Origin of the sequence: Flavobacterium sp. UW10123 (assembly GCF_040538975.1) — a bacterium.
Classification (GTDB): domain Bacteria; phylum Bacteroidota; class Bacteroidia; order Flavobacteriales; family Flavobacteriaceae; genus Flavobacterium.
On record NZ_JBEWQE010000009.1, the window covers coordinates 74,005 to 98,870 of the forward strand.

25 protein-coding genes and 1 tRNA gene are annotated in these 24,866 nt (G+C 32.7%); 22 read left to right on the plus strand and 4 right to left on the minus strand.

Annotated features, from left to right (window positions below):
* The first annotated feature begins 6 nt into the window (after window positions 1–6).
* From ABXT06_RS11710 to ABXT06_RS11730, 5 genes are all read left to right on the plus strand, one after another.
* Window positions 7–747: a LytTR family transcriptional regulator DNA-binding domain-containing protein gene (locus ABXT06_RS11710; protein WP_354590928.1), complete on the plus strand. Its 741-nt coding sequence runs from the start codon at window positions 7–9 to the stop codon at window positions 745–747.
* Window positions 748–847: 100 nt separating this feature from the next.
* Entirely contained in the window at window positions 848–1,408 is a 561-nt protein-coding gene (locus tag ABXT06_RS11715; protein WP_354590929.1) for a hypothetical protein, read from the plus strand.
* Between the two features lie 38 nt (window positions 1,409–1,446).
* The gene (locus ABXT06_RS11720; RefSeq protein WP_354590930.1) at window positions 1,447–1,818 is read left to right on the plus strand and encodes a hypothetical protein; all 372 of its coding nucleotides are present in this window, start codon (window positions 1,447–1,449) and stop codon (window positions 1,816–1,818) included.
* Between the two features lie 431 nt (window positions 1,819–2,249).
* The gene (locus tag ABXT06_RS11725; protein WP_354590931.1) at window positions 2,250–3,563 is read left to right on the plus strand and encodes a hypothetical protein; all 1,314 of its coding nucleotides are present in this window, start codon (window positions 2,250–2,252) and stop codon (window positions 3,561–3,563) included.
* A 14-nt stretch (window positions 3,564–3,577) separates the two neighbouring features.
* A complete protein-coding gene (locus ABXT06_RS11730) occupies window positions 3,578–4,936 on the plus strand; it encodes a hypothetical protein (RefSeq protein ID WP_354590932.1) in 1,359 nt (452 codons plus the stop codon).
* Window positions 4,937–4,998: 62 nt separating this feature from the next.
* On the opposite strand, the gene ABXT06_RS11735 is transcribed toward ABXT06_RS11730, so the two are convergent.
* Window positions 4,999–6,360, minus strand: coding sequence for a hydroxymethylglutaryl-CoA synthase family protein (locus ABXT06_RS11735; RefSeq protein WP_354590933.1), 1,362 nt, complete (start codon window positions 6,358–6,360; stop codon window positions 4,999–5,001).
* Between the two features lie 354 nt (window positions 6,361–6,714).
* Here ABXT06_RS11735 and ABXT06_RS11740 point away from each other — a divergent pair, with 354 nt between their 5' ends.
* The 6 genes from ABXT06_RS11740 to ABXT06_RS11765 all read left to right on the plus strand — a co-directional run bounded on the left by ABXT06_RS11740 (window position 6,715) and on the right by ABXT06_RS11765 (window position 12,422).
* A complete protein-coding gene (locus ABXT06_RS11740) occupies window positions 6,715–7,380 on the plus strand; it encodes a succinate dehydrogenase cytochrome b subunit (RefSeq protein ID WP_354590934.1) in 666 nt (221 codons plus the stop codon).
* Between the two features lie 11 nt (window positions 7,381–7,391).
* Window positions 7,392–9,392 carry a fumarate reductase/succinate dehydrogenase flavoprotein subunit gene (locus ABXT06_RS11745; RefSeq protein ID WP_354590935.1) on the plus strand — a complete coding sequence of 667 codons (2,001 nt, stop codon included), beginning with the start codon at window positions 7,392–7,394 and terminating at the stop codon, window positions 9,390–9,392.
* Between the two features lie 23 nt (window positions 9,393–9,415).
* Window positions 9,416–9,790: a four helix bundle protein gene (locus ABXT06_RS11750; protein ID WP_354590936.1), complete on the plus strand. Its 375-nt coding sequence runs from the start codon at window positions 9,416–9,418 to the stop codon at window positions 9,788–9,790.
* Window positions 9,791–9,836: 46 nt separating this feature from the next.
* Window positions 9,837–10,583: a succinate dehydrogenase/fumarate reductase iron-sulfur subunit gene (locus ABXT06_RS11755; RefSeq protein WP_111365707.1), complete on the plus strand. Its 747-nt coding sequence runs from the start codon at window positions 9,837–9,839 to the stop codon at window positions 10,581–10,583.
* A gap of 261 nt (window positions 10,584–10,844) precedes the next feature.
* Window positions 10,845–11,621: a DeoR/GlpR family DNA-binding transcription regulator gene (locus tag ABXT06_RS11760; protein WP_354590937.1), complete on the plus strand. Its 777-nt coding sequence runs from the start codon at window positions 10,845–10,847 to the stop codon at window positions 11,619–11,621.
* A gap of 33 nt (window positions 11,622–11,654) precedes the next feature.
* Window positions 11,655–12,422, plus strand: coding sequence for an amidohydrolase (locus ABXT06_RS11765; RefSeq protein WP_354590938.1), 768 nt, complete (start codon window positions 11,655–11,657; stop codon window positions 12,420–12,422).
* On the opposite strand, the gene ABXT06_RS11770 is transcribed toward ABXT06_RS11765, so the two are convergent.
* Window positions 12,419–14,107, minus strand: a complete 1,689-nt coding sequence (locus ABXT06_RS11770) for an Ig-like domain-containing domain (protein ID WP_354590939.1) — start codon at window positions 14,105–14,107, stop codon at window positions 12,419–12,421. The genes ABXT06_RS11765 and ABXT06_RS11770 overlap by 4 nt on opposite strands.
* Window positions 14,108–14,401: 294 nt before the next feature.
* Between ABXT06_RS11770 and ABXT06_RS11775 the strand changes: the two genes are divergently transcribed.
* From ABXT06_RS11775 to ABXT06_RS11800, 6 genes are all read left to right on the plus strand, one after another.
* Complete coding sequence (locus tag ABXT06_RS11775; RefSeq protein WP_354590940.1) at window positions 14,402–15,277, plus strand: hypothetical protein; 876 nt, start codon at window positions 14,402–14,404, stop codon at window positions 15,275–15,277.
* Complete coding sequence (locus ABXT06_RS11780) at window positions 15,237–17,597, plus strand: hypothetical protein (RefSeq protein WP_354590941.1); 2,361 nt, start codon at window positions 15,237–15,239, stop codon at window positions 17,595–17,597. Before ABXT06_RS11775 ends, ABXT06_RS11780 begins: the two co-directional genes overlap by 41 nt.
* A gap of 10 nt (window positions 17,598–17,607) precedes the next feature.
* Window positions 17,608–18,012, plus strand: coding sequence for a methylmalonyl-CoA epimerase (gene mce / locus ABXT06_RS11785; RefSeq protein WP_354590942.1), 405 nt, complete (start codon window positions 17,608–17,610; stop codon window positions 18,010–18,012).
* Between the two features lie 147 nt (window positions 18,013–18,159).
* Window positions 18,160–18,233, plus strand: a tRNA-Ile gene (locus ABXT06_RS11790).
* Window positions 18,234–18,436: 203 nt separating this feature from the next.
* Entirely contained in the window at window positions 18,437–18,841 is a 405-nt protein-coding gene (locus ABXT06_RS11795; RefSeq protein WP_354590943.1) for a helix-turn-helix domain-containing protein, read from the plus strand.
* 167 nt (window positions 18,842–19,008) lie between these two features.
* Window positions 19,009–19,428 carry a very short patch repair endonuclease gene (locus ABXT06_RS11800; protein WP_354590944.1) on the plus strand — a complete coding sequence of 140 codons (420 nt, stop codon included), beginning with the start codon at window positions 19,009–19,011 and terminating at the stop codon, window positions 19,426–19,428.
* Here ABXT06_RS11800 and ABXT06_RS11805 read toward each other — a convergent pair.
* A complete protein-coding gene (locus ABXT06_RS11805) occupies window positions 19,425–20,417 on the minus strand; it encodes a DNA cytosine methyltransferase (protein WP_354590945.1) in 993 nt (330 codons plus the stop codon). The two genes, ABXT06_RS11800 and ABXT06_RS11805, sit on opposite strands and share 4 nt — an antisense overlap.
* Window positions 20,418–20,833: 416 nt before the next feature.
* Here ABXT06_RS11805 and ABXT06_RS11810 point away from each other — a divergent pair, with 416 nt between their 5' ends.
* On the plus strand, window positions 20,834–21,094 hold the full coding sequence (locus ABXT06_RS11810; RefSeq protein ID WP_354590946.1) for an Fjoh_0651 family PID-CTERM protein: 261 nt from the start codon (window positions 20,834–20,836) through the stop codon (window positions 21,092–21,094).
* Between the two features lie 32 nt (window positions 21,095–21,126).
* On the opposite strand, the gene ABXT06_RS11815 is transcribed toward ABXT06_RS11810, so the two are convergent.
* Window positions 21,127–21,717, minus strand: coding sequence for a riboflavin synthase (locus ABXT06_RS11815; RefSeq protein ID WP_354590947.1), 591 nt, complete (start codon window positions 21,715–21,717; stop codon window positions 21,127–21,129).
* 57 nt (window positions 21,718–21,774) lie between these two features.
* Here ABXT06_RS11815 and pdxA point away from each other — a divergent pair, with 57 nt between their 5' ends.
* The 4 genes from pdxA to ABXT06_RS11835 all read left to right on the plus strand — a co-directional run bounded on the left by pdxA (window position 21,775) and on the right by ABXT06_RS11835 (window position 24,850).
* Window positions 21,775–22,824, plus strand: coding sequence for a 4-hydroxythreonine-4-phosphate dehydrogenase PdxA (gene pdxA / locus ABXT06_RS11820; protein WP_354590948.1), 1,050 nt, complete (start codon window positions 21,775–21,777; stop codon window positions 22,822–22,824).
* A 105-nt stretch (window positions 22,825–22,929) separates the two neighbouring features.
* On the plus strand, window positions 22,930–23,472 hold the full coding sequence (locus ABXT06_RS11825; RefSeq protein ID WP_354590949.1) for a YceD family protein: 543 nt from the start codon (window positions 22,930–22,932) through the stop codon (window positions 23,470–23,472).
* Between the two features lie 9 nt (window positions 23,473–23,481).
* Window positions 23,482–23,676, plus strand: a complete 195-nt coding sequence (gene rpmF, locus ABXT06_RS11830) for a 50S ribosomal protein L32 (RefSeq protein ID WP_008465217.1) — start codon at window positions 23,482–23,484, stop codon at window positions 23,674–23,676.
* A 175-nt stretch (window positions 23,677–23,851) separates the two neighbouring features.
* Window positions 23,852–24,850: a beta-ketoacyl-ACP synthase III gene (locus ABXT06_RS11835; RefSeq protein ID WP_177211833.1), complete on the plus strand. Its 999-nt coding sequence runs from the start codon at window positions 23,852–23,854 to the stop codon at window positions 24,848–24,850.
* The last annotated feature ends 16 nt before the right edge of the window (window positions 24,851–24,866 follow it).

The window sequence follows — 24,866 nt, forward strand, 5'->3', positions numbered from 1 at the left end:
CCAAAAGTGAAACAGTTAAATGCCTCCATAAAACATAATCTTGTAATCGGTTTGCTAATTGGTTTGTGGCTTTTCATTTTTGCATTCATTATAAAACCTTTTGATGACGGAACTATAAATTTCAGAGCGTGGTTTTTAATCAGTTTTGGTTTTAGTGTAATGGCATTTTTGTGTTATGGTCTTTTAGCTTTTATTCAAAAAAGCTTTTACAAAAGAATAAGGAAGTGGAATATCGGTTTAGAAATAACAGCCATTTTTCTGTTTCATTTACTCTATTTAATTGGTGTTTTTACTTTTTATAAAAGTCCAATTTTAAATGGCGGATATACTTTTTTAGAATTCTTTTCGATAATATTTATAAAAGTGGCTCTAATCATAACTCCTGTGATTATTCTCGCACGAAGATATTTAATTAAACTAATTCCTGCAAAAGACGATTTTTTACTATTTAAAGGAGAAAACAGATTAGATATCCTAAGAATCAACAAATCCGATTTGGTTTGTATTTCGAATGCACAAAATTATGTTGAGATTTTTTATCTCGAAAATGATAAACTCCATTCGAAACTTATTCGATCTTCTCTCAAAAAAGTTCAGGAAGATTTCCATTTTTTAGTGCAAATTCATCGTTCACATTTAATAAATCCGTCGCATTTTAAATCTTGGCGAAATGCAAACACAATTATTTTAACTCAAATAGAACTTCCAGTTTCTAGAAATTATAAAGATGTTTTATTGGCATTGTAATTTTGTACCTAAAACAATGCATTTCGTACCTAAGTCAATAAAATAGGGTTTTTAGGTAAATTTTCGTTCTAGTTTTGCTTCATCAATTTTAAAACAAATTATGAAAACAAAACATTTTTGCACGATCGGATTGCTATTTTTCTTAGCCAGTTATTTATTATTTTCTAACATTTTTCCGAGTTTCAATACCTCGATAGATTTTGCGCATTGGTTCAATTTAATTGGAGCTTGCTTTTTATTGTCATTTAATGATGCATTTACTAAAAGCAAAATAAGTACTGTTGCTTCTGCGCTGACAACTTTAGGTGTTATTGCTCACATCGGACTTTGTGCAATCGATTTTATCATGTCAAGTTACGGAAACAACGAAATCGCAAAAGAGGCATTAAATCGCCAAATTAGTAATTCTCCATTAATTTTTTATCCATTCGTGGCTGTTGGTCCGTCTTTGCTTTTTTTTGGTTTGGCTTTGCACGCATTTACTTTTATAAAAACAGAAACCGTAAAATCTTTAATGGTAGTTTTTGGTTCGGTCGCTGTTGGATTTTCGTTTTTTGTTTTAAAAAACGGAGTTTATATGTTGTTGAGTTGTTTGATTTTTGTTTTGGGATTGGGATTGTTGCTCTATAAAAATGAAACCAAAAAAGTGTTGAACGAATAAAAATCGTATTTTCGTTCTATAATCTAAAACTTAAAAGATTGAAAAAACATATAAAATACTTAATTGCACTCTTTCTGACTTTTGTCGTGATTGTGGGCGATGGTGCTTTATATTCTCAATCTAAATCGGCAGAATATTATCAGTCTTCATGTGTAGTTTTAAGAAGAGAATTAAATCTTAAGAATTCTCGTTTATATAAATTCGGACAAGCTGTTTCTTGGAATGGAATAAGATTTTCAATTGTTTTGAATTTTCTTAAAACTGAAAATGTCTTTACTTTTCAAATAAAGAAATTGCTGAAATTGCAAAATCTGCTTCATCAAAATCTAATGTCATTTATAAATCAATCTGTTTTTATAAATGAAATAATCACTGCAAAACACTTCGGTAAAAGTTTATACAACGCTTAAGGAAATTTATTTCTAAGCACAGATGAAATAATAATGTCTAATCATTTATCATTTTCAAAATGTATAAACAAAATAAAAATTCTCGCTTGGAGCAATCTGAGCGACTTCTTCATTGGATAAAAAGAAAACTTATAATAGTAATTACAGCCTTTATGCTAGGCATGGCAAACGGAATGCATACTGAAGATACCCGAATTAAAGGAAATCGAAATTATACTGAACAGCATAAGAAGGATTGATTTTTTCTAATTAGAAAATTAGTCAATGAGATAATTAGAGAATGCTTTTCTTGTCAGAGGCCTTTGTCAAAGTTTTAAACTTTGACAAAGGTTTTGAATAAAATGCTGAAAATCAAAAATCATTTTTAGCAATATTTTTCGAGTTAAAATTTTTTTAATAATTTTGGGCAAATTCTTACATGAAAGTTTAATATGGATCGTAAAACCAGATTTTTTAAAAACGCCGTAATACTACAATTTATTCCCCTTCTTTTACTTGGTTTTTTGGTTGTTTCCAATTTCAGAGAGCAAAAAATACTCAGAATTAGACAGCTACATCCGTATGAATTTAATTATGGATATGCGGTTCCGTTGCTAATTTTTGGTATTGGTTTGGTTCTTGCGCTTTTTAGTTTGTTTTCAAAACAAGAAGATATTCTGCAGGATGATGAAGCAGAGATTTTGAAAATAAAGCGAAAGCAGAATTTTTGGAAGTTTGCATTTTATAGTAATGTTTTTTTTGTTGCTGCAATTACTGTTTTTTCTGCCATAATTTCTCGTGAAGATTCAATTATTATAGATCAGCCTGTGTTCTTTTACGGTTCTATAGTTTTAAGAGCTTTGCTTGTTGTTGTGATAAGTTTGGTAACTGCTTCGTTTTTTTTAATGGCCGGAATCAATTGGAAAACAAATAAAGCACTTGCTGTAATTTGTTTAATTTTTAGCTTTTTTATTATTGGCGCTTCGGTTTTTGGCGACGTTCTTTTTATGGGGAAATTTCATGAAGCATCTGAAAGTTATAAAATAGCTAAGAACGAAAGAAAAGCACCAAGAAAAGGTGAAGAGGAAGTTGGAGATTATGATGGATATGATAATTATGAAGAAAGAGAAGAAGGCGAAGAAAATCATGAAGAAAGCAAAGAACTTGAGGAGCCTATAGAAATAGATAAAACTAGACTTGAAGATTCATGGAACGCAATAGCAGAAAACTTATTTGGAGGCAAAACAGGTTGGGGCGATGAATTTTCAAGCGTAAGGAGTTTCGTGTCTAATGAAATGGATCCAGATACAGATCTGCCAGACACTTACTTTTATCTGCTTAATTATATCGAAAATTTAAAAGATCGTCCTAAAGAACTTTATTCAGTATTTGAAAATTATAAATCAATTTTTTATGATGTCCTTTCTGAGGAAACTTACCATAGCAAACATTTTGATGAAATTGTAGATGGATTATTAATGGCTTATGATGATGTAGGTACAGATACTGAAAAACTGAATGAAATTTATAGAGTTATGGAAATTGATCCAGCAGATTCTAGTGAAACAAACATTGGAGGATACTTGCCTGGATTAAAGAAATATTGTTCGTCTTATGCACTTAGAGAACTTAAGCGAAATAAAATTTATTGCTCTAACAGTTCTGATATTGTTTGGTTTTATAGTTTTTGGGCAAGAAGAAATAAAGACGGAAGCGTAAAAGAAGCTGCACAAATATTAAAGGAAATTAAAGCGCATTACAAATAAATGTCTAAGAGAAAATGATAAAATCTTACAAAATAATTTTAATAGTTCAGTTTTTCGTATTAATTGCAGTTGCTTTTTTATTCTATACTATTCAGGATCAAATTGATTTTGCGGTAATTTCAAAAATTGCTTTACTACTCATTGGTTTTTCTCTTTTTTTCGTGTTGGGATTTTCAATAGCAATTCAACGCGTAATAGTGGCGGTTATTAATTCCGATTCTGATGAAAACACTCAAAACGACGAAGATAAATTCTGGCGTAATTCTTTTTTGGTAAATGTAGTTTTCAGTTCAATTGTACTTCTTTGTTTTCTCGCTAGCATAGTTTTCAGTTTAAAAATCGGTATAAAAAGTTATGGGGATTTCGGAATACGTTTTTCTGTTTTTTTAGGAATTGTATTTATTGCAAGTCTCTTTGTTGCTATTTTTCTTAAAATAAAAAATTCTGTAAACGAGGTGAGCCCAATCCTTTCCGTTTTAATGATTTTTCTTTCGGTGCTTGTTTTTGGAGGTTTATTATTTATCGGATTCGATAATCTATTGACACTTCAGTATTCTAAAAATGAAATAGTAGACAATTTAGAAACAATTCCTGAAGTAGATGAGTCGACTGTAATGAGGACTGATACTGCCTATGCTGTTATAGATAGTTTTGCAATAGATAGTTTGACTATTCGTCAAGAACTTGATAAAGTCAGAGATTATGAAGATGATTATTATGGAATTAAAGATTTTAGTTATCCCGAAATAGAGAAGGAAGTTTATTTTAAAGGGATACTTGAGAATTACAATTGGCATGAAACACAAGGTTTTCTTAGGGGTTTCTTATCGGATTTTTTGAAGCTGAAAAAAGATCAGTCTTTTATGGAAATTAGAAGATCAATTCAGATGGGACTTCATTCAAATAATTCTTATGGAATTCTTGATATAATTAAAATGGTTAGGCATAATTCAAAAGATCTTGAAGACACATTTCAAAATTACCGTCCTTTAATTTATGCTTTTATATCCAATAAAGTTTATTACGACTCCAATTTAAATCTATTAGTAGATGCTCTTATTAAAAGTTGCTATGATATTGATCAATTAGATCCAGACATGAATGCTCTAGAGAATATTTACGATAGTATGATTTCTTCTGGGAAACATCCTATGGTTTACTATAGAAAGATTCAGCCTTATGTTTCACCAGCAGTTTTACAGCTAATTAAGAAAAATGCTGATAGAAATGGAGAAAGCTTATATAGTACTCAATTAACTACAGTATGGATTTATGGTTTTTGGGCAAGAAGAAAGAAGGAAAGAAATATGTGGGCTACATATAGAATCTTGCTTGAAATAAAAGAACATTACGACGTAAAAGAAAACGATTAAAAAAAAACCGAAGCTATTTAAACTTCGGTTTGTATTTGGAATTTGGGATTTCAAAAATTTGATTAATCCACCCATTTATAATACCTCGCCCCAATCAAAACAGGAATTTCTTTCTCGATTCGGTCAAGAACCCATTCGTTTTTTGGAGTTTTTATGCTTTGTTTTTGTTCTTTTTTATGAAGACTTTCGTAAGTATTGAAATCAATTTCTACGCTTTCGGCTAAATTTTCAAAAAGTTTTACATTTTCTAAAGCCGATTTCCATTCTGGCTGAATCGTTCCTTCAAAAACTTTCGATTTCGATCCGCTTCCGTACGCTAAGAAACCGAATTTAGTTCCGGCAACTTCTTTGTTTGTATCATAAAAATGCGCCAAGGTAGATAGCAATCCCATGAAAATAGAGCCTGTATAAAGGTTTCCTATTAAAGAAGAAGCCAATTCTGCAGGCTGTAATTTCTCGGTTACAAAATTTCTGTAATCTTCAGATTTTGCAACTTCTTTAATTTTTGTCTGATAATCGGCTGGAGCAATATCATCGGCAATAATTTTCTCGGCACTGTCTAAAGCGTAGATTTCAGATAACATTCTGCGACCTTGGAAAGAATATGGCAAGTGCATCACGATACTGTGCCAAGTGTTATATAAAGTTTCGGTAGTGTTTTTTAATTTTTTGAATGAAAAGTAAGCATTACGCGTACGATCCATATAACATTGGTTTGAATATTGACCGTCAAAGACCGGCTGATCTTTATGGATTTCGATTTCAGCTTCTAGATTGTCAAACCAAGAATCGTTGTTGGTATTTTTTGTGATTTCTTCTTTAGAAATTGTTCTGTACGGTTTAAAGAAATCGAAAACACCTTTTGTACTTGTTGCCCAATTGTCATCAAAAGCAATGATTTTCGGATTTGCGGTAATTAACATAGCAACAGCTCCAGCACCTTGCGTATATTCTCCGCCCGAATTTAAGTCGTATTTTGCAAAATCGGTTGCAACTACAATTGCTTTTTTAGTTGGATTTAATTTTACAAAATCAAGACAGTTTTGCATCGCATCGACTCCACCAATACAAGCAAAGGTAAAATCTACAACATCGCATTCTGCTAAAGCATCTTCGCCAAATTTCTGCTCCATTAAACTGATTAAGTACGAAGCAATTGGTTTAGAACTGTCAACACCACTTTCGGTACCAACATAGATTCGGCTGATTTCTTTTAAGTCAATTTTATTATCAATGATAAGTTTGGTTAAAGCATTTGCTCCAAAAACAACTGCATCCTGATGTACATCTGGAAAAGTCATTTTCAATAAACCAAGACCTTTTTCTAGTTTTTCGGGTTCAATATTTCTGGCAACAGCCAAAGTTTTTATGGGTAAATGTATGTTTGCTACATCAAACGAAATAGCATCAATTCCTGTTTTCATTCTTATTTTTTTGAGCGGCTAAAGGTAAAACTATGTTACGGAATGACAATTTTTTACTTAGACAAAATTTCTGCTCGACAGCACTTTTGAAGAAAATAAATCAAATGTTTGAATAAAATAACAATATGATAAATTTTTGGTAATCTACTTAGAATCGAATTTCCTTGCTATCACTTAAAAAGCAGTATTTTAATTTTCCATAGTGAATTATTTTTTAGCAGCTTTGTTTTTGTACGTAAAAATACGTAGAATAAAGCTATTTTAAAATCATTATAAATAACAGCGAAATGGTTGTAGTTCTTTTGTAATTGAATTATTTTTGTGTAATTTTTTAAAACAAACTACTTAACACTTATGGCACAATCTGCACTATTGAATGCTTCCATCTTAAAGAAAGTAGCTATGGCTCTTTCGGGAATATTCTTAATCACGTTTTTAGCGCTGCATGTTTCCTTAAATTTTATTTCTATTATTAGTGAAGACGTTTTCAACGAAGCTTCTCACTTTATGGGATACAATCCGCTGATTCAGTACGTAATGCAGCCAATTTTGGCATTCGGAGTAATTTTCCATTTCGTAATGGGATTTGTACTTACGGCTCAAAACAGCGCAGCACGACCAATCGCATACGCTAAATACAACGGAGCTGCAAACGCTTCTTGGAGTTCTAGAAATATGATTATTTCTGGATTGGTTATTTTAGCTTTCTTGGGATTGCACTTTTATGATTTCTGGTTTCCTGAAGTTACCTACAAATATATTGCAGGTACAGCACCAGATGCTACAAGGTATTATGGTGAGTTAGTTCACAAATTTCACGACCCAATTCGTACAGCTTTATACTGTGTGTCTTTCATCCTTTTAGGATTCCACTTATGGCATGGGTTTGCATCTTCTCTTCAATCTGTAGGGATGCACAACAAATACTCTAGATTTTTATCAAAAGTAGGTTACTGGTTTGCAGTTTTAGTTCCAGCGCTTTTTGTAATTATCGCTTTATTTCATCATTTCAATAATTAATATCAATTATAATGGCATTAGATTCAAAAATTCCAAATGGTCCTATAGCGGACAAATGGACAAATTATAAAGATCATATTAATTTAGTAAACCCTGCTAACAAACGTAATCTTGATATTATCGTTGTTGGTACAGGTTTGGCTGGAGGTTCGGCTGCGGCTACTTTGGCTGAGTTAGGATATAACGTAAAAGCATTCTGCTTCCAAGATTCTCCACGTCGTGCACACTCTATCGCTGCACAAGGAGGTATCAACGCGGCAAAAAACTATAAAGGTGACGGTGACTCTATTTACAGATTATTTTACGATACTGTAAAAGGTGGGGATTACCGTGCTCGTGAGGCAAATGTTTATCGTTTGGCTGAGGTTTCAGGTAATATTATTGACCAATGTGTGGCTCAAGGGGTGCCATTGGCTCGTGAATACGGTGGACTTTTAGATAACCGTTCTTTTGGAGGAACTTTGGTTTCTCGTACATTCTACGCACAAGGACAAACTGGACAGCAATTATTGTTAGGAGCTTATTCTGCAATGAACCGTCAAATTGGTCGTGGAAAAATTAAAATGTACAACCGTCACGAAATGCTTGACATTGTAATCGTGAACGGAAAAGCGAGAGGTATTATCGCTCGTAACTTAATCACTGGAGAAATAGAAAGACATTCTGCTCACGCGGTAGTAGTTGGTTCTGGAGGATACGGAAACGTGTTTTTCCTTTCAACAAATGCTATGGGAAGTAACGCAACAGCAGCTTGGAAAATTCATAAAAAAGGAGCATTTTTCGCAAATCCTTGTTACACGCAAATTCACCCAACATGTATCCCAGTTTCAGGAGATCACCAGTCTAAATTGACTTTGATGTCTGAGTCTTTACGTAATGACGGTCGTATTTGGGTTCCTAAAAAATTAGAAGATGCTCAGGCTATCCGTGAAGGAAAGAAAAAAGCAACTGATTTATCTGAAGACGAAAGAGATTATTTCTTAGAAAGAAGATATCCTGCTTTTGGTAACTTAGTGCCTCGTGACGTTGCATCTCGTGCAGCTAAAGAAAGATGTGATGCTGGTTTTGGTGTTAACAAAACTGGAGAAGCAGTTTACTTAGATTTCGCAGCAGCTATCAAACGTTACGGAACTGAAGATGCTTATGTAAAAGGTTTAGATGATAAAGATGCTGCGTTGGTAACTAAATTGGGAGCTGCAATCGTGAAAAGTAAATACGGAAACTTATTCCAAATGTATTACAAAATCGTTGACGAAGATCCTTATACTACACCAATGATGATTTATCCAGCGGTTCACTACACAATGGGTGGGACTTGGGTTGATTATAACTTAATGACAACAATTCCTGGATGTTTCTCAATTGGAGAGTCTAACTTCTCTGATCACGGAGCAAACAGACTTGGAGCTTCTGCTTTAATGCAAGGTTTAGCTGATGGATATTTCGTATTGCCATATACTATCGGAGATTATTTAGCTCCAGATATTAAAATGGGACCAATTTCTACAGACTTGCCAGAATTCGTTGAAGCTGAAAAAGCAGTTGTAGATCAAATCAATAACTTCATCAACAACAACGGTAAACATTCTGTAGATTATTTCCATAAAAAACTTGGAAAAATTATGTGGAATAAAGTAGGTATGGCTCGTAACGCTAAAGGTTTAACTGAAGCTATCGAAGAAATTGCTGCTTTACGTGAAGAGTTTTATAAAGATGTAAAAGTTCCTGGAAACGCTAACGAATTTAATCAGGAATTAGAAAAAGCAACTCGTGTTGCCGATTTCTTAGAATTAGGAGAATTGTTCGCAAAAGATGCTTTACACCGTAACGAATCTTGTGGAGGTCACTTCCGTGAGGAATACCAAACAGAAGAAGGAGAAGCACTTCGTGACGACGAAAACTTTGCATACGTTGCAGCTTGGGAATACAAAGGGAAACCAAGTGATGCAGTATTACACAAAGAACCTCTTAATTACGAAAACATTAAATTAGTTCAAAGAAGTTATAAATAAAAAAAAGTTAAGAGTTAAGGGTTATGAGTTTAAAGTCATTCGAAGATTTAGAGTGTTGGAAAGCAGCACGTGAATTAAGAATCTTTGTTTCTCAAAATATTCTTTCGAAATTTCCAATTGACGAAAAATATGCCTTAACAAGTCAGCTTAAACGATCTTCTAGATCTGTTAGTGATAATATTGCCGAAGGTTTTGGAAGATATCATTATCAAGAAAATATTCAATTTTGCAGAATTGCAAGAGGTTCTTTAACAGAAGCCTTAAATCAAGTAATCACTGCTTTAGATGAAAATTATATTGAAGAAGATTTGTTGCAAAAATTTAGAGAAAGGTTCGAAAGAACCAGAGCAATATTAAATGGATATATAAATTATTTAGCTAGGACTAAAATGGAGTAGTAACCCTATGACGTTTAACTCTTAACTTATAACACATAACATAAATATGAAACTTACATTAAAAATATGGCGTCAAAAAAACGCTCAAGATAAAGGAGGGATTGTAGAATATCCTATCGATGGAATCGAACCAGATATGTCTTTCCTTGAAATGTTAGACGTTCTTAACGAAGGTTTAATCAATAAAGGAGAAGAGCCAGTAGCATTTGACCACGATTGTCGTGAAGGAATCTGCGGAATGTGTTCTTTATTCATCAACGGTGAAGCGCACGGACCAGACAGAGGTGTTACAACTTGTCAGTTACACATGCGTATGTTTAAAGATGGCGATACAATTTTTATCGAGCCATTTAGAGCAAAAGCTTTCCCAGTAATTAAAGACTTAGTTGTTGATAGAAGTTCTTTTGACAGAATTCAACACGCTGGAGGATTTATCTCTGTAAATACTTCAGGAAATACAATCGACGCGAATACTATTCCAGTTCCAAAAGACGATGCAGACAAATCATTTGATGCTGCTGCTTGTATTGGTTGTGGAGCTTGTGTTGCAACTTGTAAAAACTCTTCAGCAATGTTATTCGTTGCTGCAAAAGTTTCTCAATATGCACTATTGCCACAAGGTAAAGTTGAGGCAACAGATCGTGTTTTACACATGGTTCACCAAATGGATTTAGAAGGTTTCGGTAACTGTACCAATACAGGAGCTTGTGAAATCGAATGTCCAAAAGGTATTTCGCTTGAAAATATCGCACGTATGAACCGTGAGTATTTAGCAGCAAGCTTAAAAGGATAATACACAATTTAGTATATTTTAGAAAAACGCTTCCGTTACGACGGAAGCGTTTTTTGTTTTTATCTTTTATCAGCAATTAGATTTATTTCTATAAAGAGTCAAATTATCGTATAAAAGGGCTTAAAATGTGTGGTTTTTGTTTTTTGGAGTAAAAGTGTTTCTGTTGGGTTTTAAATTGATGTAATGTGCTAATTTGATTTTTTGTTTAGATGAATTGTTTAATGAAATGTTTATTTTTGTAAGAAGAAAAAAATAATAGGCATGAGCACTGAAAATGAAGTTTTAAATTACAGTAAAGAAGAGCGTAAAAATCATATTCTAAAAGAGATTAACTTACATACGCGTGTAAGTTTTGAAACTCTTTCGGCAAAACTAGGAGTTTCTGAAGATACTGTTCGCCGCGATATTAATGAACTTGATGCTGATTCGCTTTTAATTAAAGTGAAAGGTGGGGCCATGACCAAAGGATATCACTATTCTTCGTCTAACCAGACTTATGCTGTCGAAGCGAAACAAGTTATCGCGCAGAAAGCCGTTGGACTTCTTCATGACGGAATGGTTTTAATTGTGGATGGAGGAACAACTATTCGTGAGTTTATCCGATTAATACCAAACGATCTTAATTTGACTGTTTTTACTATTACAGCTTTAACAGCAGTTCAGCTTTTAGATAAACCGAATATCAAAACAATCATGATTGGCGGAAGTATTTCTTCTTACAGTCAAATGTGTGTTAGTGGAGAAGCTTTTCATCAATTAGCCAATATAAAAGCCGATTTGTTGGTTTTAGGAACAAATGCTTTAGACGTAGACGGCGGTTATTCTGATTCTGACTGGGAAACGGTTCAGGTAAAAAAGGCTATGATTCAAGCTTCTAAAAAAACTGCGGTTTTAACCATTACGGAAAAATTAAATACAGTTCTTAAAATGAAAATTGCCAGTTTGTCTGAGATAAATTATGTAATTACTGAAGAAGAGCCAACTCATGCAAAACTAAAATCATACAAGGGGAATTTTCCTGACTTGACCGTGATTTAATTTAAAACTTTTTTTGCTTTTATACAAAACAAGATGAAAATTGCTTTAATCCAAACCGATCTTTTTTGGCAAGACGCCAGTAAAAACCGAGAAAATTTCGATTCAAAAATTAATGAAATTGATTCGGAAGTAGATTTGATTGTACTCCCAGAAATGTTTTCGACCGGATTTACAATGAATGCTCGTGAAGTTGCCGAAACCATGCAAGGGGAAACGGTTGAATGGATGAAGTTTAAAGCAAAACAAAAAAATACAGCAATCACAGGAAGTGTTGTCATTGCAGAAAATGGGAAATATTATAATCGTATGATTTTTGTTTTTCCGTCAGGTGAAATTCAATATTATGATAAACGTCATTCCTTTTCTTTGGCCGGCGAAGACAAAGTGTATACGCGCGGAAATCAAAAAGTTATTGTAGACTATCAGGATTGGAAAATATGCCTGCAGATTTGTTACGATTTGAGATTCCCGGTTTTTGTGCGTAATACAGAAAATTACGATCTTATTTTGTATGTTGCCAATTGGCCCAAAGTGCGTACCAATGCTTGGGATGCTTTATTGAAAGCTAGAGCCATAGAAAATCTTTCTTATGTAATTGGAGTAAACAGAATAGGGAACGATGTTCACGGTTATGAACATGTGGGCCATTCTCAGGCAATAGATTTCTTAGGCAATTATATTTTAGAGCCACAAGAAAAAAATGGTGTCTTTGTCGTAGAATTAGACAAAAACACCATGTATGAAACGCGTAAAAAATTAGATTTTCTAAGTGATAAAGATCAGTTCGAAATCAAGCTTTAGAATGCCTTCCGTTTCTTTTCTGCCTCTTTTTTCTTCTTGTCATCTTGTTTTTTCTCGACTTCTGGATTAAACGGAATACTCAGGTCAATAGTTTCGTTCCGATCCCAATTGGCGCGGACATCAAATTCTTCTTGATTGTAGAACACTTCTTCGGCATATTTCTTTTCTAAGAAATTTCCAGTATCGTATATTTTATTTTTATTGTCATCATAAATAATACGTACGGTAAAAACATCGGGCTGTAACAAGTTAAACTCTAAAGTTGTTGCACCTTCAGAATATCCTTCGGCTAGAACAACATCTCCTTTTTTGTTGGTCAGTTCAACAATTATAGGGAAACGTTTTACATTTTTTAAAGTCAATATAATATTTCCGTAATCGGCATATTCTTTAGTGTTGAGTTTGTACGATAAAGTATCGTTTGTCTTCTCATAAAAATCGGTTAAGGCACCTGGTAAGAAAGTGAAACTGTATTTGTCTAAAGGTTCTTTTTTAAAATCAATATATAATTTTTGGTCAAACTCGTTATATTCCGTAGTATAAGGAACAGCAACAGAATCTTTATTTACCAATCTAATTTTAGAATTGTCAAATTTTACCAATGGCGTTTCAGTTTCAAGTGTAAAGCGCTCTCTGAAATTAATCTGGCCATTTTGTACGGCTTTAATATTTAGAGTGTCTTTTTTTAAAGCTTTAATTTTAAAAGAAAATCGTTTTTTGTAATCTCCTTTTTCGACTTCCATTGATAACGAATCCGCTTTTACTGGTTTGTACCAAACTTGAAGCGAATCTTTTTTAGGAAATTGAGTTATGATAGTTTCTAGAACTTCATTGCCATTTTTTAGTGTAATTTTTGGTTTAGAATTCTTGAAATTCTGTTTTCCTTCATACGGAAGATACAAACGGTTTCCAGAAGCTTGAATAGGTTTGAAAGCTTTTAGCGGAAGCGTTTCTTTAAATAATTCTAACTCATAAACGGTGTCCGAAGGAACTGTGATATAGTTTTTTAAAAAACCGATTTTATCGTCTTTCGGATTAAATTTATTGTTTGATCCTTTGTCTTTTAAAGCGACTAAAAGATATTTTCCTTCTTTTAAATTTTCAAACTGAAATGTTCGCATACTGTCCAAAGTATTGGTAATGTAGCGTGGAAATTCTTTGTAAATGGTAGAATCTTTAAATTTATCATTTACTTCATACAGCATTACAGAAACAAAATTGTCGACATATTTTCCGTAAGAATCTTTAATTCTTCCGTTCAATTTAAGCGAATCAATGTGCGATCCTGTAGAGAAAATATACTTAAACTGATTTAAAGCATTTCCTTCGTTGTTATCCTGAATTGCTTGGCCAAAATTTAAACTATAAGTAGTATTTGGCTGTAAAGTATCTCGAAGTTCGATTTTTATAAATTTGCTGACATTTGAAGGCGTGATTAACGGCTCATTTTTTAAAGGCGGAGAAATAATCAACTGCTTATTTGTGTTTTTAAGTTTGACATATTCGTCAAAATTTAAAGTGATCGTGTTTCCTTTAAAATCTGTTGTAAAATTTTTTGGAAAACTAGATGTTAAAACAGGAGGTAAAGTATCTTTTAAACCGCCGGTAATACTGCCCCTTTTAGCGCAGCTTATCATTGATATTAGAATTATAAATGCAATGTATTTTAGAGTGTCTTTCAACATAACAGTTTTTCAATTTGATTGCACAAAATAACGATTATATTTGCTTTAATTGAAATTTTTTATCCATTTATTAGGATTTGGAACTTTTGGAAATCTTCAAAAAAATTAGTGTTTAAAATGTCATAATTTCTTACTTTTGAATTAAAATGTAATTTTCCTAAAGTTTTGTTCAAGCGATTTCTCCCAGTTTTGTTTCTCTTTTTAATGTTGGCATGCGCTAAAAACGAAAAACCCGTCATCTCATTTTATTACTGGAAAACAATATTCAAATTTTCTGAAACAGAAAAAGAAATATTGAAAGAAAACAATGTTCAAAAACTCTATGTAAGGTATTTTGATGTTGGACTTCATCCAGAAACCAATTTTCCAATTCCTATTAGTCCTATTCGTTTTGAAGAAAGCCCAAAAGAATATACAATTGTTCCAGTTGTTTTTATTCAGAACAAAGTCATGCTGCAACCCAATCTCGATGTAAATAATCTGGCTCAAAAAACTTTTGATTTTATAGAGCAGATCAATTCTAAAAATGAAATTTCTTGTCAGGAAATTCAAATTGACTGCGATTGGACATTAAAAAGCAAGGATAATTATTTGAAGTTTATAGAGACTTTTAAAAAACTCTCGAAAAAGAAACTTTCAGCAACAATTCGATTACATCAGGTGAAATACTTCAAAAAAACAAAAATCCCAAATGTTGATTCTGGAGTTCTGATGTATTACAATATGGGATCGATTGCTCCCGATTCGCTTAATTCTATTTACGATCAGAAAGTGGCAGAAAGATATCTTAAAAGTGTAAAAAGATATCCGCTTCATTTAGATTTTGCTTTTCCAATTTATTCTTGGGGAGTTCATATTAGAAATAATAAAGTGATTGGACTTCGTTCTAAAATGAATAGTGCAGCACTAGAGAAAGATTCCAATTTTGAAAAAACAAGTCCGATTTTTTTCAGGGTAAAACATTCCAATTATAAAAATGGTATTTTTTATGAAGAAAATGATCTCTTGAAAATAGAAGAAATAAAACCAGAAGATTTAAAAGAAATGGCAGAAGATTTGCAAGATCATCTTGTCGAAAAGCCAAACGAAATTATATTTTACGATTTAGACGAATTCAATTTAAATAATTATGAAAAAAATATTTTTAAGCAGATTATTTCTTGCTTCTAGTGCCGTTTTGCTTTCTGCATTCGGAATTATATATGCCTGCGCAGATGGAGATTGGGATTATTTTGGTGCCTATAATTCAAATTTTACTCCGGAAACTTTTGCTGACAAATCGTATTCGCCTTTGTTTTTATCGGGTGGAATTTTTTACGGAATTGGTTTTGATACTCAGCACAATTCTCGTTTTAATAAAAATATAAAATCAGATTGGGCAGAATATCTTAAAGGAAAAGCCGATACAACAACAGTCAATTATTTTTTGATTGGTGATGAAAAGCCAAGATATTATTCTGATGACAAAAATACCATCAAAAATAAAGAAGAAATAGAAGGATTACATGTTTATTATAAAACGAAAAAAGAAAATAAAAGCACGCAAAAATGGGGCAAAAAGCTGAATTTGAAAGATGAGAAAGTTAAAAACTTTGTCGAGTTTCTGTATTTGGCTCAAAAAATAGAAACGGTTTCAATTGGCGATGATTATTGGAGTTACGATCCTGTTGTGGCAAAAACTTTCAATGATGCCAAGATGATTCAGTCGATAGAAAATGTATACAATACTTTATCTGATCCGTTTTTGAAAAACAGATATTGGTTCTTGACCATGAAAGCGCGTTTTTATAGTAACGACAAACAAAAAGCAATTGACTTTTTTAATAAAACCGAAAGTTCTGTTGCAAAGAATACTTTGTATTATCGTGCTTTGGCGTATGTTGCTGGAATTAATTATAAGCAGAAAAAATATGCGACTTCAAACTATTTATACGCTCAAGTTTTTGATAAATGTCCAGAATTAAGAGTGGTCACAGCTTATAGTTTTAAACCAAAAAACGAGTCAGATTGGACTAGGGCTTTGGCTTTGGCAAAAAACAATAAAGAAAAAGCAGCGCTTTGGGCAATTCACGGATATTATAAAGACGAAAAACAGGCGATTGAAAAAATTTATGAATTAGATCCTAAAAGCGAACATTTAAATTATCTCGGAACAAGATTGGTTAATTCGCTAGAGCAAAAAATAAACAATTCGTTTCAGACGGATGGGCAAGGAGAAAATCAGAAACCAAAACCGCAAACTGTTGCCGAAAATAAAACAGAAAATAAGACGAAAGTTGATAATAGCGCTGTCGATTTAATTGCAAAAATTTCTGCTGCAGGAAATACCGATAAGCCTTATTTATGGGATATTGCACTTGGATATCTTCAAACGCTAAAAGGCGATTATTCTAATGCGGATAAGAATTATACGAAAGCTGAAAAAACACTTCCGAAAACAGAATTGGCGGGAATGCAGCTTCGTTTATTACGTTTTGTAAATAATTTAAGCAAGATTGATAAGCTGACAGATAAAAATGAAAAAACTATTCTGGCTGATTTAAATTGGCTATTCACTGAACTTCCTAAAAATTATAAAGGAGACACATTTCGTTACCAAAATGCTTCTTCGTGGAGCAGAAGCTATTTGTCGCATTTGTATAAAGAAAAAGGAGATCAGGTTATGGCCGAGATTTATGGAGAATCACGCTATAGTTATTGGAATGATGGAAATGCATATTATGACAATGAAAAAAATTTGCTGGCAATAAAAAGTTTTTTGGAGAAATCTAATAAAAGTGAAATCGAGAAAATTGGTGCGGGAATTTATAGTTTAAAACTAAAAGACATTAATAATTTCCAAGCAATTCAGTCCACTTTCAAAAACAAAATTCCAGAAGCGATTGCTTTTATGCAACAGACAGATTCTGTCCAGTATGTTAAATTCTTAGGAAATCCGTTTAACGGAAATATAAAAGATTGCCACGATTGTGAGCATGCAGCATATCAAAAAAGAAAATATACTTACATTGATTTCTTGACTACAATAAAAGAAATGCAGGATAAACTAGCTCAGAAAGAAGATGTTTATACAAATAGTCTTTTGTTAGGAAATGCGTTTTATAATATTTCTCATTTTGGAAACGGAAGAACTTTTTACGAAATGAGCATTGTGGGTTACGGATCAGGCCCGTATTCATTTAGAGATTCGATGAAAGATATGATTACGAACAATTCTGTTTCTAAAATGTATTATCAGAAAGCTTTTGAAGCAGCTTCAAACAAAGAACAAAAAGCAAAATGTTTGTATCTGATTTCGAAATGTGAACGAAATGATTATTACAATAAAAAATACACTAATATAAACAGCTATTGGGAAATTCAAGATGATAAAGTTAATTTTATTGCTTGGAATTCATTTAAAGTTTTAAGAAAAGACTATTCGGACACCAAATATTATCAAGATGTAATTGCAGAATGCGGTTATTTTAGAACTTACACGAATCAATAAATTTGAAACAATGGTAAATAAAATAGAACATATCGGAATTGCAGTAAAAAACATGGACGATGCCAATGTTTTGTTCGAAAAAATGCTTGGCGTTTCGTCTTATAAAATGGAAGCCGTAGAAAGCGAAGGCGTATTGACTTCTTTCTTTAAGACAGGAAATAACAAAATCGAGCTTCTGGTGGCAACAAACCCAGAAAGTCCGATTGCGAAGTTTTTAGAGAAAAAAGGAGAAGGGATTCATCATATCGCTTTTGATGTTGACGATATCGAAACTGAAATCGCACGTTTAAAAAATGAAGGTTTTGTCTTGATTAATGAAGTTCCGAAGAAAGGTGCCGATAATAAATTGGTTGTTTTTCTACATCCGAAGAACACAAACGGCGTTTTGGTGGAACTTTGCCAAGAAATTAAATAAAAAAATGTCATTTTAATTTTTGAATAAGATGTTGAAAATCAATTTTGTTCTTTGATATTAAACAAAAGTTTTAAAATTAAATTAAAATGATGTCTTAAAATATTTGGAGTGAATCAAAAATAGTAGTAATATTGCATCCTCTAAACCGGTCCTATAGCTCAGCTGGTTAGAGCACCTGACTCATAATCAGGTGGTCCCTGGTTCGAGCCCAGGTGGGACCACTCTTTTAGAAACACAAAGCCTTTACAGAAATGTAAAGGCTTTTTTGTTTTGCATATAGCTAGTTCTTTAAAAGAGCAGATTTTGTAATGTAAATAATATCTGATGAAATAATGTTTTGCAGGATATTTTTCTATCTTTGAAAATCAGATTTTTAATTCGCGTCGGCTTTATATTTAGGGCTTTAGAAAAATTAATATTCATTATGGAACAAAAAATACATCAGGGAAGAAACGTAAAACGTTTCAGAGAAATGCTTAATATAAAGCAAGAGGCGTTGGCTTATGATTTGGGCGAAGACTGGAGTCAAAAGAAAATTTCTATGCTTGAGCAGAAAGATGTAATTGAAGAAAGCCTGTTGAAACAAATCTCTACTATATTAAAGATTCCTGTTGAAGTTTTTCAGAATTTTGATGAAGAGCAAGCGATAAATATTATTTCTAATACTTTTCACGATGAAGCATTCATCGGTAATTCTGGTGGCACTTATAATGTTAATCCGTTACAAGAAATTTTAAAACTTCACGAAGAAAAAATTGCTTTGTACGAACGTATGCTAAAAGAGAAAGACGAAATGATGCAAAAGCTTGAGAAGCTAATCAATAAATAAATTTAGGAATAATTTTATTTGTAAAGCCTTTACAGAAATGTAGAAGGCTTTTTTGTTTTCAGTACTTTATGAAATGTGAAAATTGAAATTTTTGACACTTAATAATTAAATTCCTGTTTCTGTAAAATCCCGTAACTTTATCCATCCAAAACAAATTTAATCTTCAGATGGATAGATTGACTCCCGAACAGAGGAGAAAAACTATGCAGGCGATAAAAAGTACTGCTACAAAGGGCGAAATAAGGCTTGCAAAGGCTTTATGGAAATTGGGTCACAGATACCGAAAAAACAATAAGAAAGTATTTGGAAGACCAGATCTTACTTTTGCCAAATATAAAATTGCCATTTTTGTTGATAGCGAATTCTTTCATGGAAAAGATTGGGAAACCGAACAGCTAAGAATTAAAACGAATCGGGAATATTGGATTCCAAAAATTGAAAGAAATATTCAGCGTGATGAAGAAGTTAATGCTTTTCTGATTTCTGAAAATTGGACTATTTTGAGATTCTGGAGTAAAGAGATTGAGAAGAATCTAGAGGTTTGTTTGGCGAAAATTGAAGGGACAATTATGCTCTTGAGCATTTAAACCTTTTCTGCTTCTACTTTTAATTGTTTAGATTCGATTTTTTCAATGCATTTAAATATTTCTGAAGCAAGTCTCTGGATAACTGGCATGCTTACTGAGTTTCCTGCCTGTTTGTAAAGACTGGAATTAGAGATTTTGGGTAATTTATAACTGTCAGGAAAACCTTGAAAACGAAAACATTCTCGTGGAGTTAGTTTTCTGAAACCAAATTCTGTTGTTATGATGGGTACATTGTGTCCGCCGGTTCCCATATTGGCAGTTAAAGTAGGGCAGACTTCTTTTTTATTTTCTCGTACGTAGTGTCTCCTGAACTGATAAATTCTGTCTTCTCTCACAACCGCTTCTTTCAGCGTGTTAAACATGTATTTGTCTTCTGTGTAATAGAATTTTTTATCGACTTTTTCTTTTGTGATTAAATCAGTAACTTTTTTGGTTAATTCTTCTTTCTCAGGAAAATTAAATTTAAATCCTCTTTTGACGAAATCCTTGTCAAATGCAATCATGAAGATTCGTTCCCTATTGTGTGGAATGTTTCCGAAATTTTTTGTGTTAAGTATAGCGCTGTCAAAAGTATAATTGCGCTTTTTGATTTCGCGCTGAATTACTTTCATAGTATTTCCTTTGTCATGTCCTTTAAGGTTTTTGACATTTTCAAGAAATACTACTTTCGGTCTCATTGCGTCAATAAAATCTAATATTTTGAAGAAATGATTTCCCCTGCTGTCATTAAAGCCTTTTCGATGGCCAGCAAGAGAAAAAGGCTGGCATGGAAATCCAGCGGTAAGAATGTCTATTTTATTGAGTTTTTTTACATCAAGCTGCATTACATCGCCTTCAATTAGTTTGTGCTCAAAATTATTTCTATAAGTAACACACGCTTTTTTGTCAAACTCATTTGCCCATTCTAATTTAAAACCTGCATTTTTAAAACCTAAACAAATACCGCCTACGCCTGCATATAAACTCCCGACTGTATATTTGTTTTTCATTTTCTTGATTATGGTTGAGATAGGTTTGAATTCTACAAATATATTAATTTGAGAGTATTCTCTTGTGCGATTGAAAAATGAACTAAAGCTTCTTTTTTGAAGTAAAGTTATATGGTTTTTTTGAAGAAAGGGATTTTTTATTAAGTCGGTAATTTCTTATGATATTATAGCCTTTGGAAATAATGATGGAAAAAAAGAGATTCTCTTCTAGAACGTTTTCCGAAAAGGATTGATGAAGTTTTAAAAATGAAATGTTAAAATTTGTTTTGGCTTTTTTGATTTAAAAGTTGCTTTTCTGCAAAAAACTTATACTTTTGTCCAAGATTTTGGAAGTAGAAAAGCATTTGTGCGAAATTTCTATTGAAGAATATTTATCAATAATTATCTAGACTTGCATTTTGCAATAGCTTGAATTTATGAAAAATCTAAAAGCCCCATTTTTAGTAATCGCCTTATTATTAAATGTTTTATTAGTTACAGCTGGAACTAAAAGCGGCCCTCCAACGCCAAACGTAAGTGCCAAAAGCATGGCCGACTGTGACGATCCAGACGGTATTCCTTGTAATGACCAAGGTGATATTCCAATAAATCAACATATTGTTTTTTTGGTAATTGGTGGTTTGGCTTTAGGGGCTACTGCGATATATAAAAATCAAATAAAAAAGGCTTCAATTTAAATTGAAGCCTTTTTTATAGATAGACAACAGAACTATTTGTTGATTGAATAAAGCCTTGAAATATATTTTCCAACTACATCAAACTCCAGGTTAATTTTTGTTCCTACTTTAAAATCTTTAAAATTGGTGTGCTCGTAAGTGTATGGGATAATTGAGACGCTAAACTCATTCGTTTTAGAGTTTACAACAGTAAGGCTAACTCCGTTTACTGTAATTGAACCTTTTTCGATTGTGATATTGTTTTGGTTTTTATCATATTCAAAAGTGTAATTCCAGCTTCCGTTTGCTTCTTCAATTTTAATGCAAGTTCCTGTTTGGTCTACATGGCCTTGCACAATATGCCCGTCTAAGCGGTCTCCTAGTTTCATTCCTCTTTCAAGATTTACAACATCGCCAGCTTTCCAATCGCCAATATTGGTTTTTAAAATAGTTTCGTCAATAGCTGTTACAGTGTAAAGAGAGTCTTTAATTGCCACAACCGTAAGGCATATTCCGTTGTGCGAAACACTTTGGTCTATTTTCAATTCGTGGGTTATTGATGAGTCAACTGTTATGTGAAGATTGTTTTGGTCTTTTTTGATTTCGTGAACCTTGCCGAGTGTTTCTATAATTCCTGTGAACATTGTGGTTTTATTTTACTAAATTTGCACATCAAAATTAGTAATAAATAAACTGAGCTCATGAATAAAAAAGCAGAAAATATAATTGTTGGAATTTCAATTGGAGATTTAAACGGTATTGGAAGCGAAGTTATACTGAAAACATTCGAAGATTCTCGTATGTTGGAATTGTGTACGCCGGTTATTTTTGCAAATGCTAAAATTCTTTCATTCGTTAGAAAGAGCTTTACATCGACAGTTCAATTTCACGGGGTTGATAAGTTGGATCAGATTATTCCAGGAAAAGTAAATGTTTTGAATCTATGGAGAGAAGGAGTTGATATAAACTTTGGAGTTAATGATTCTAAAATTGGAGAGTATGCTATAAAATCTTTTACAGCAGCAACAAAAGCGTTAAAAGATGGTGAAATTGATGTTTTGGTCACAGCTCCGATTAATAAATACAATATACAGTCTGAAGATTTTAAATTTCCTGGGCACACAGATTATTTGAATCAGGAATTAGAAGGCGATGCGCTTATGATGATGGTTCAAGATAATTTGCGAGTAGGCTTGATTACAGATCATGTGCCTTTAAATGAAGTGGCTTCTCATTTAACAGAAGAATTGATTACTAAAAAAATAGAAACTATTAGAAAATCGCTCGTTCAGGATTTTAGTATAGTTAAACCAAAAATTGCAGTTTTGGGATTGAATCCGCATGCTGGCGATGGCGGTGTAATAGGGAAAGAAGATGATTTGATTTTAAAACCAGTTCTTAAAAAATTATTCGATTCAGGAACAATGGTTTTTGGTCCATTTCCTGCAGATGGTTTTTTTGGAAGCTCTCAATATGAAAAATATGATGCGATTGTAGCAATGTATCACGATCAAGGATTAATACCGTTTAAAACACTTTCTTTTGGAAAAGGAGTGAATTATACAGCAGGTTTAAATAAAGTGAGAACCTCTCCAGATCACGGTACAGCTTACGATATAGCAGGAAAAGATATGGCAGATTACAATTCGTTTAAAGAAGCAGTATATCTTGCGATCGATATTTTTCGCTCGCGTAATCAGTATGAGGAGATTAGCCAAAAACCTCTTAAAATAAAAGAAAAACAGTTATAAACAAAAAAAGGTGAATAAGATTATTAGATTTGTAATAATTTTATATCTTTGCACCCCAATTCGGATATCTAGTTTTAGAATCGAATTGATCAAATTGATGTTGAAATGAGCAAAACAAAAGAATTTTTAATTCCTTTCGTAGGGTTAAAACTAGGAAAACACCATTTTGAGTATCAAATAAATAACACGTTCTTTAAGAACTTTGAGTACGATGAGTTTCAAAGTTCAGATATTAAAGTCAATTTGCTTTTCGATAAGAAAAGTAATATGTTAGAGTTAGAATTCAAACACAAAGGAACGGTAAATGTACCTTGTGATCTGACGGGCGAAGATTTTGATTTACCTATAAAAGGGAAAATGAAACTGATTGTTCGCTTTGGAGAAGAATTTAATGATGATAATGAAGAGTTGTTGATTTTGCCACATGGTGAACATGAAATAGATATAGCACAATATATTTATGAAATGATCGCACTTTCTGTTCCGCAGAAGAGAATTCATCCAGGTGTTAAAGATGGAAGTCTGCAAACAGAAGCTTTGACAAAACTGAATGAATTAAGTGTAAAAGAACAAAAGGAAGAGAGTAACAAAGAAGAAGATATTGACCCGCGTTGGGAAAAATTAAAAAAACTATTAACGGATAAATAATATAGTAAAATGGCACATCCTAAGAGAAAAACCTCGAAAACAAGAAGAGATAAGAGAAGAACACATTACAAAGCTACTGTAGCTCAAATCGCTACATGTCCTATTACAGGTGAGGCGCATTTATACCACAGAGCTTACTGGCATGAAGGTAAAATGTACTACAGAGGGCAAGTTGTTATCGATAAATCTGAAGCGGTTGCTTAATACGTTTTTGTAAATTATACTAGAACTCTCACATAGTGAGAGTTTTTTTTGTTGGTTATAATTTTCGATTTTTAGGAAAATATAGACAAATTCGTTACGTTTTTTTTTGTAATTTTCAAGTCTTTTAAAAATTTTTCAAATTATCAATAATTTGAAAGGAAAATAATAGAATATAATGAATACAATCACAGCCGCAATTACCGCTGTTGGAGCTTATGTTCCTGACTTTGTTCTTTCGAACCAAGTACTAGAAACAATGGTTGATACCAATGATGAGTGGATTACCGCTCGAACAGGAATTAAAGAAAGAAGAATTCTTAAAGATGCTGATAAAGGTACATCGTACCTTGCTATACAAGCAGCAAAGGATTTGATTGCAAAAGCAAATATTGATCCGCTTGAGATTGATATGATTATAATGGCAACTGCAACACCAGATATGATGGTGGCTTCTACAGGAGTCTATGTTGCTACAGAAATTGGAGCTACAAATGCATTTTCATACGATTTGCAGGCTGCATGTTCAAGTTTCTTATACGGAATGTCAACCGCAGCAGCGTATGTTCAGTCAGGACGTTACAAAAAAGTACTTTTAATTGGTGCCGACAAAATGTCATCAATTGTAGATTATACAGATAGAGCAACTTGTATTATTTTTGGTGATGGAGCTGGTGCAGTTCTTTTCGAACCAAATTATGAAGGTTTAGGATTGCAGGATGAGTATTTAAGAAGTGATGGTGTAGGGCGTGATTTCCTTAAAATCCCAGCAGGAGGTTCTTTGATTCCACCTTCAGAAGAAACTATAAAAAACAGACAGCACAATATTATGCAAGACGGTAAAACTGTTTTCAAATATGCTGTAACTAACATGGCTGATGCCAGCGAATTGATTTTACAAAGAAATAATTTGACAAATCAAGATGTTGACTGGTTAGTGCCACACCAAGCTAACAAACGTATTATCGATGCTACTGCAGGAAGATTAGAATTAGATGAGTCTAAAGTGCTGGTAAATATCGAAAGATATGGTAATACTACTTCTGGAACTTTACCATTAGTGTTGGCTGATTTTGAAGATAAGCTTAAAAAAGGAGATAACATTATCTTTGCTGCTTTTGGTGGTGGATTCACTTGGGGATCTATCTACTTAAAATGGGCTTACGATAAGAAATAAATTAAAACTAAAAACG

Excerpts from the sequence above, each read along its gene's own strand:
- ABXT06_RS11715 (WP_354590929.1), top strand. The coding sequence starts at position 848 with ATGAAAACAAAACATTTTTGCACGATCGGATTGCTATTTTTCTTAGCC.
- ABXT06_RS11725 (WP_354590931.1), top strand. The coding sequence starts at position 2,250 with ATGGATCGTAAAACCAGATTTTTTAAAAACGCCGTAATACTACAATTT.
- ABXT06_RS11730 (WP_354590932.1), top strand. The coding sequence starts at position 3,578 with ATGATAAAATCTTACAAAATAATTTTAATAGTTCAGTTTTTCGTATTA.
- ABXT06_RS11735 (WP_354590933.1), bottom strand. The coding sequence starts at position 6,360 with ATGAAAACAGGAATTGATGCTATTTCGTTTGATGTAGCAAACATACAT.
- ABXT06_RS11740 (WP_354590934.1), top strand. The coding sequence starts at position 6,715 with ATGGCACAATCTGCACTATTGAATGCTTCCATCTTAAAGAAAGTAGCT.
- ABXT06_RS11745 (WP_354590935.1), top strand. The coding sequence starts at position 7,392 with ATGGCATTAGATTCAAAAATTCCAAATGGTCCTATAGCGGACAAATGG.
- ABXT06_RS11750 (WP_354590936.1), top strand. The coding sequence starts at position 9,416 with ATGAGTTTAAAGTCATTCGAAGATTTAGAGTGTTGGAAAGCAGCACGT.
- ABXT06_RS11755 (WP_111365707.1), top strand. The coding sequence starts at position 9,837 with ATGAAACTTACATTAAAAATATGGCGTCAAAAAAACGCTCAAGATAAA.
- ABXT06_RS11760 (WP_354590937.1), top strand. The coding sequence starts at position 10,845 with ATGAGCACTGAAAATGAAGTTTTAAATTACAGTAAAGAAGAGCGTAAA.
- ABXT06_RS11765 (WP_354590938.1), top strand. The coding sequence starts at position 11,655 with ATGAAAATTGCTTTAATCCAAACCGATCTTTTTTGGCAAGACGCCAGT.
- ABXT06_RS11770 (WP_354590939.1), bottom strand. The coding sequence starts at position 14,107 with ATGTTGAAAGACACTCTAAAATACATTGCATTTATAATTCTAATATCA.
- ABXT06_RS11780 (WP_354590941.1), top strand. The coding sequence starts at position 15,237 with ATGAAAAAAATATTTTTAAGCAGATTATTTCTTGCTTCTAGTGCCGTT.
- mce (WP_354590942.1), top strand. The coding sequence starts at position 17,608 with ATGGTAAATAAAATAGAACATATCGGAATTGCAGTAAAAAACATGGAC.
- ABXT06_RS11795 (WP_354590943.1), top strand. The coding sequence starts at position 18,437 with ATGGAACAAAAAATACATCAGGGAAGAAACGTAAAACGTTTCAGAGAA.
- ABXT06_RS11800 (WP_354590944.1), top strand. The coding sequence starts at position 19,009 with ATGGATAGATTGACTCCCGAACAGAGGAGAAAAACTATGCAGGCGATA.
- ABXT06_RS11805 (WP_354590945.1), bottom strand. The coding sequence starts at position 20,417 with ATGAAAAACAAATATACAGTCGGGAGTTTATATGCAGGCGTAGGCGGT.
- ABXT06_RS11810 (WP_354590946.1), top strand. The coding sequence starts at position 20,834 with ATGAAAAATCTAAAAGCCCCATTTTTAGTAATCGCCTTATTATTAAAT.
- ABXT06_RS11815 (WP_354590947.1), bottom strand. The coding sequence starts at position 21,717 with ATGTTCACAGGAATTATAGAAACACTCGGCAAGGTTCACGAAATCAAA.
- pdxA (WP_354590948.1), top strand. The coding sequence starts at position 21,775 with ATGAATAAAAAAGCAGAAAATATAATTGTTGGAATTTCAATTGGAGAT.
- ABXT06_RS11825 (WP_354590949.1), top strand. The coding sequence starts at position 22,930 with ATGAGCAAAACAAAAGAATTTTTAATTCCTTTCGTAGGGTTAAAACTA.
- rpmF (WP_008465217.1), top strand. The coding sequence starts at position 23,482 with ATGGCACATCCTAAGAGAAAAACCTCGAAAACAAGAAGAGATAAGAGA.
- ABXT06_RS11835 (WP_177211833.1), top strand. The coding sequence starts at position 23,852 with ATGAATACAATCACAGCCGCAATTACCGCTGTTGGAGCTTATGTTCCT.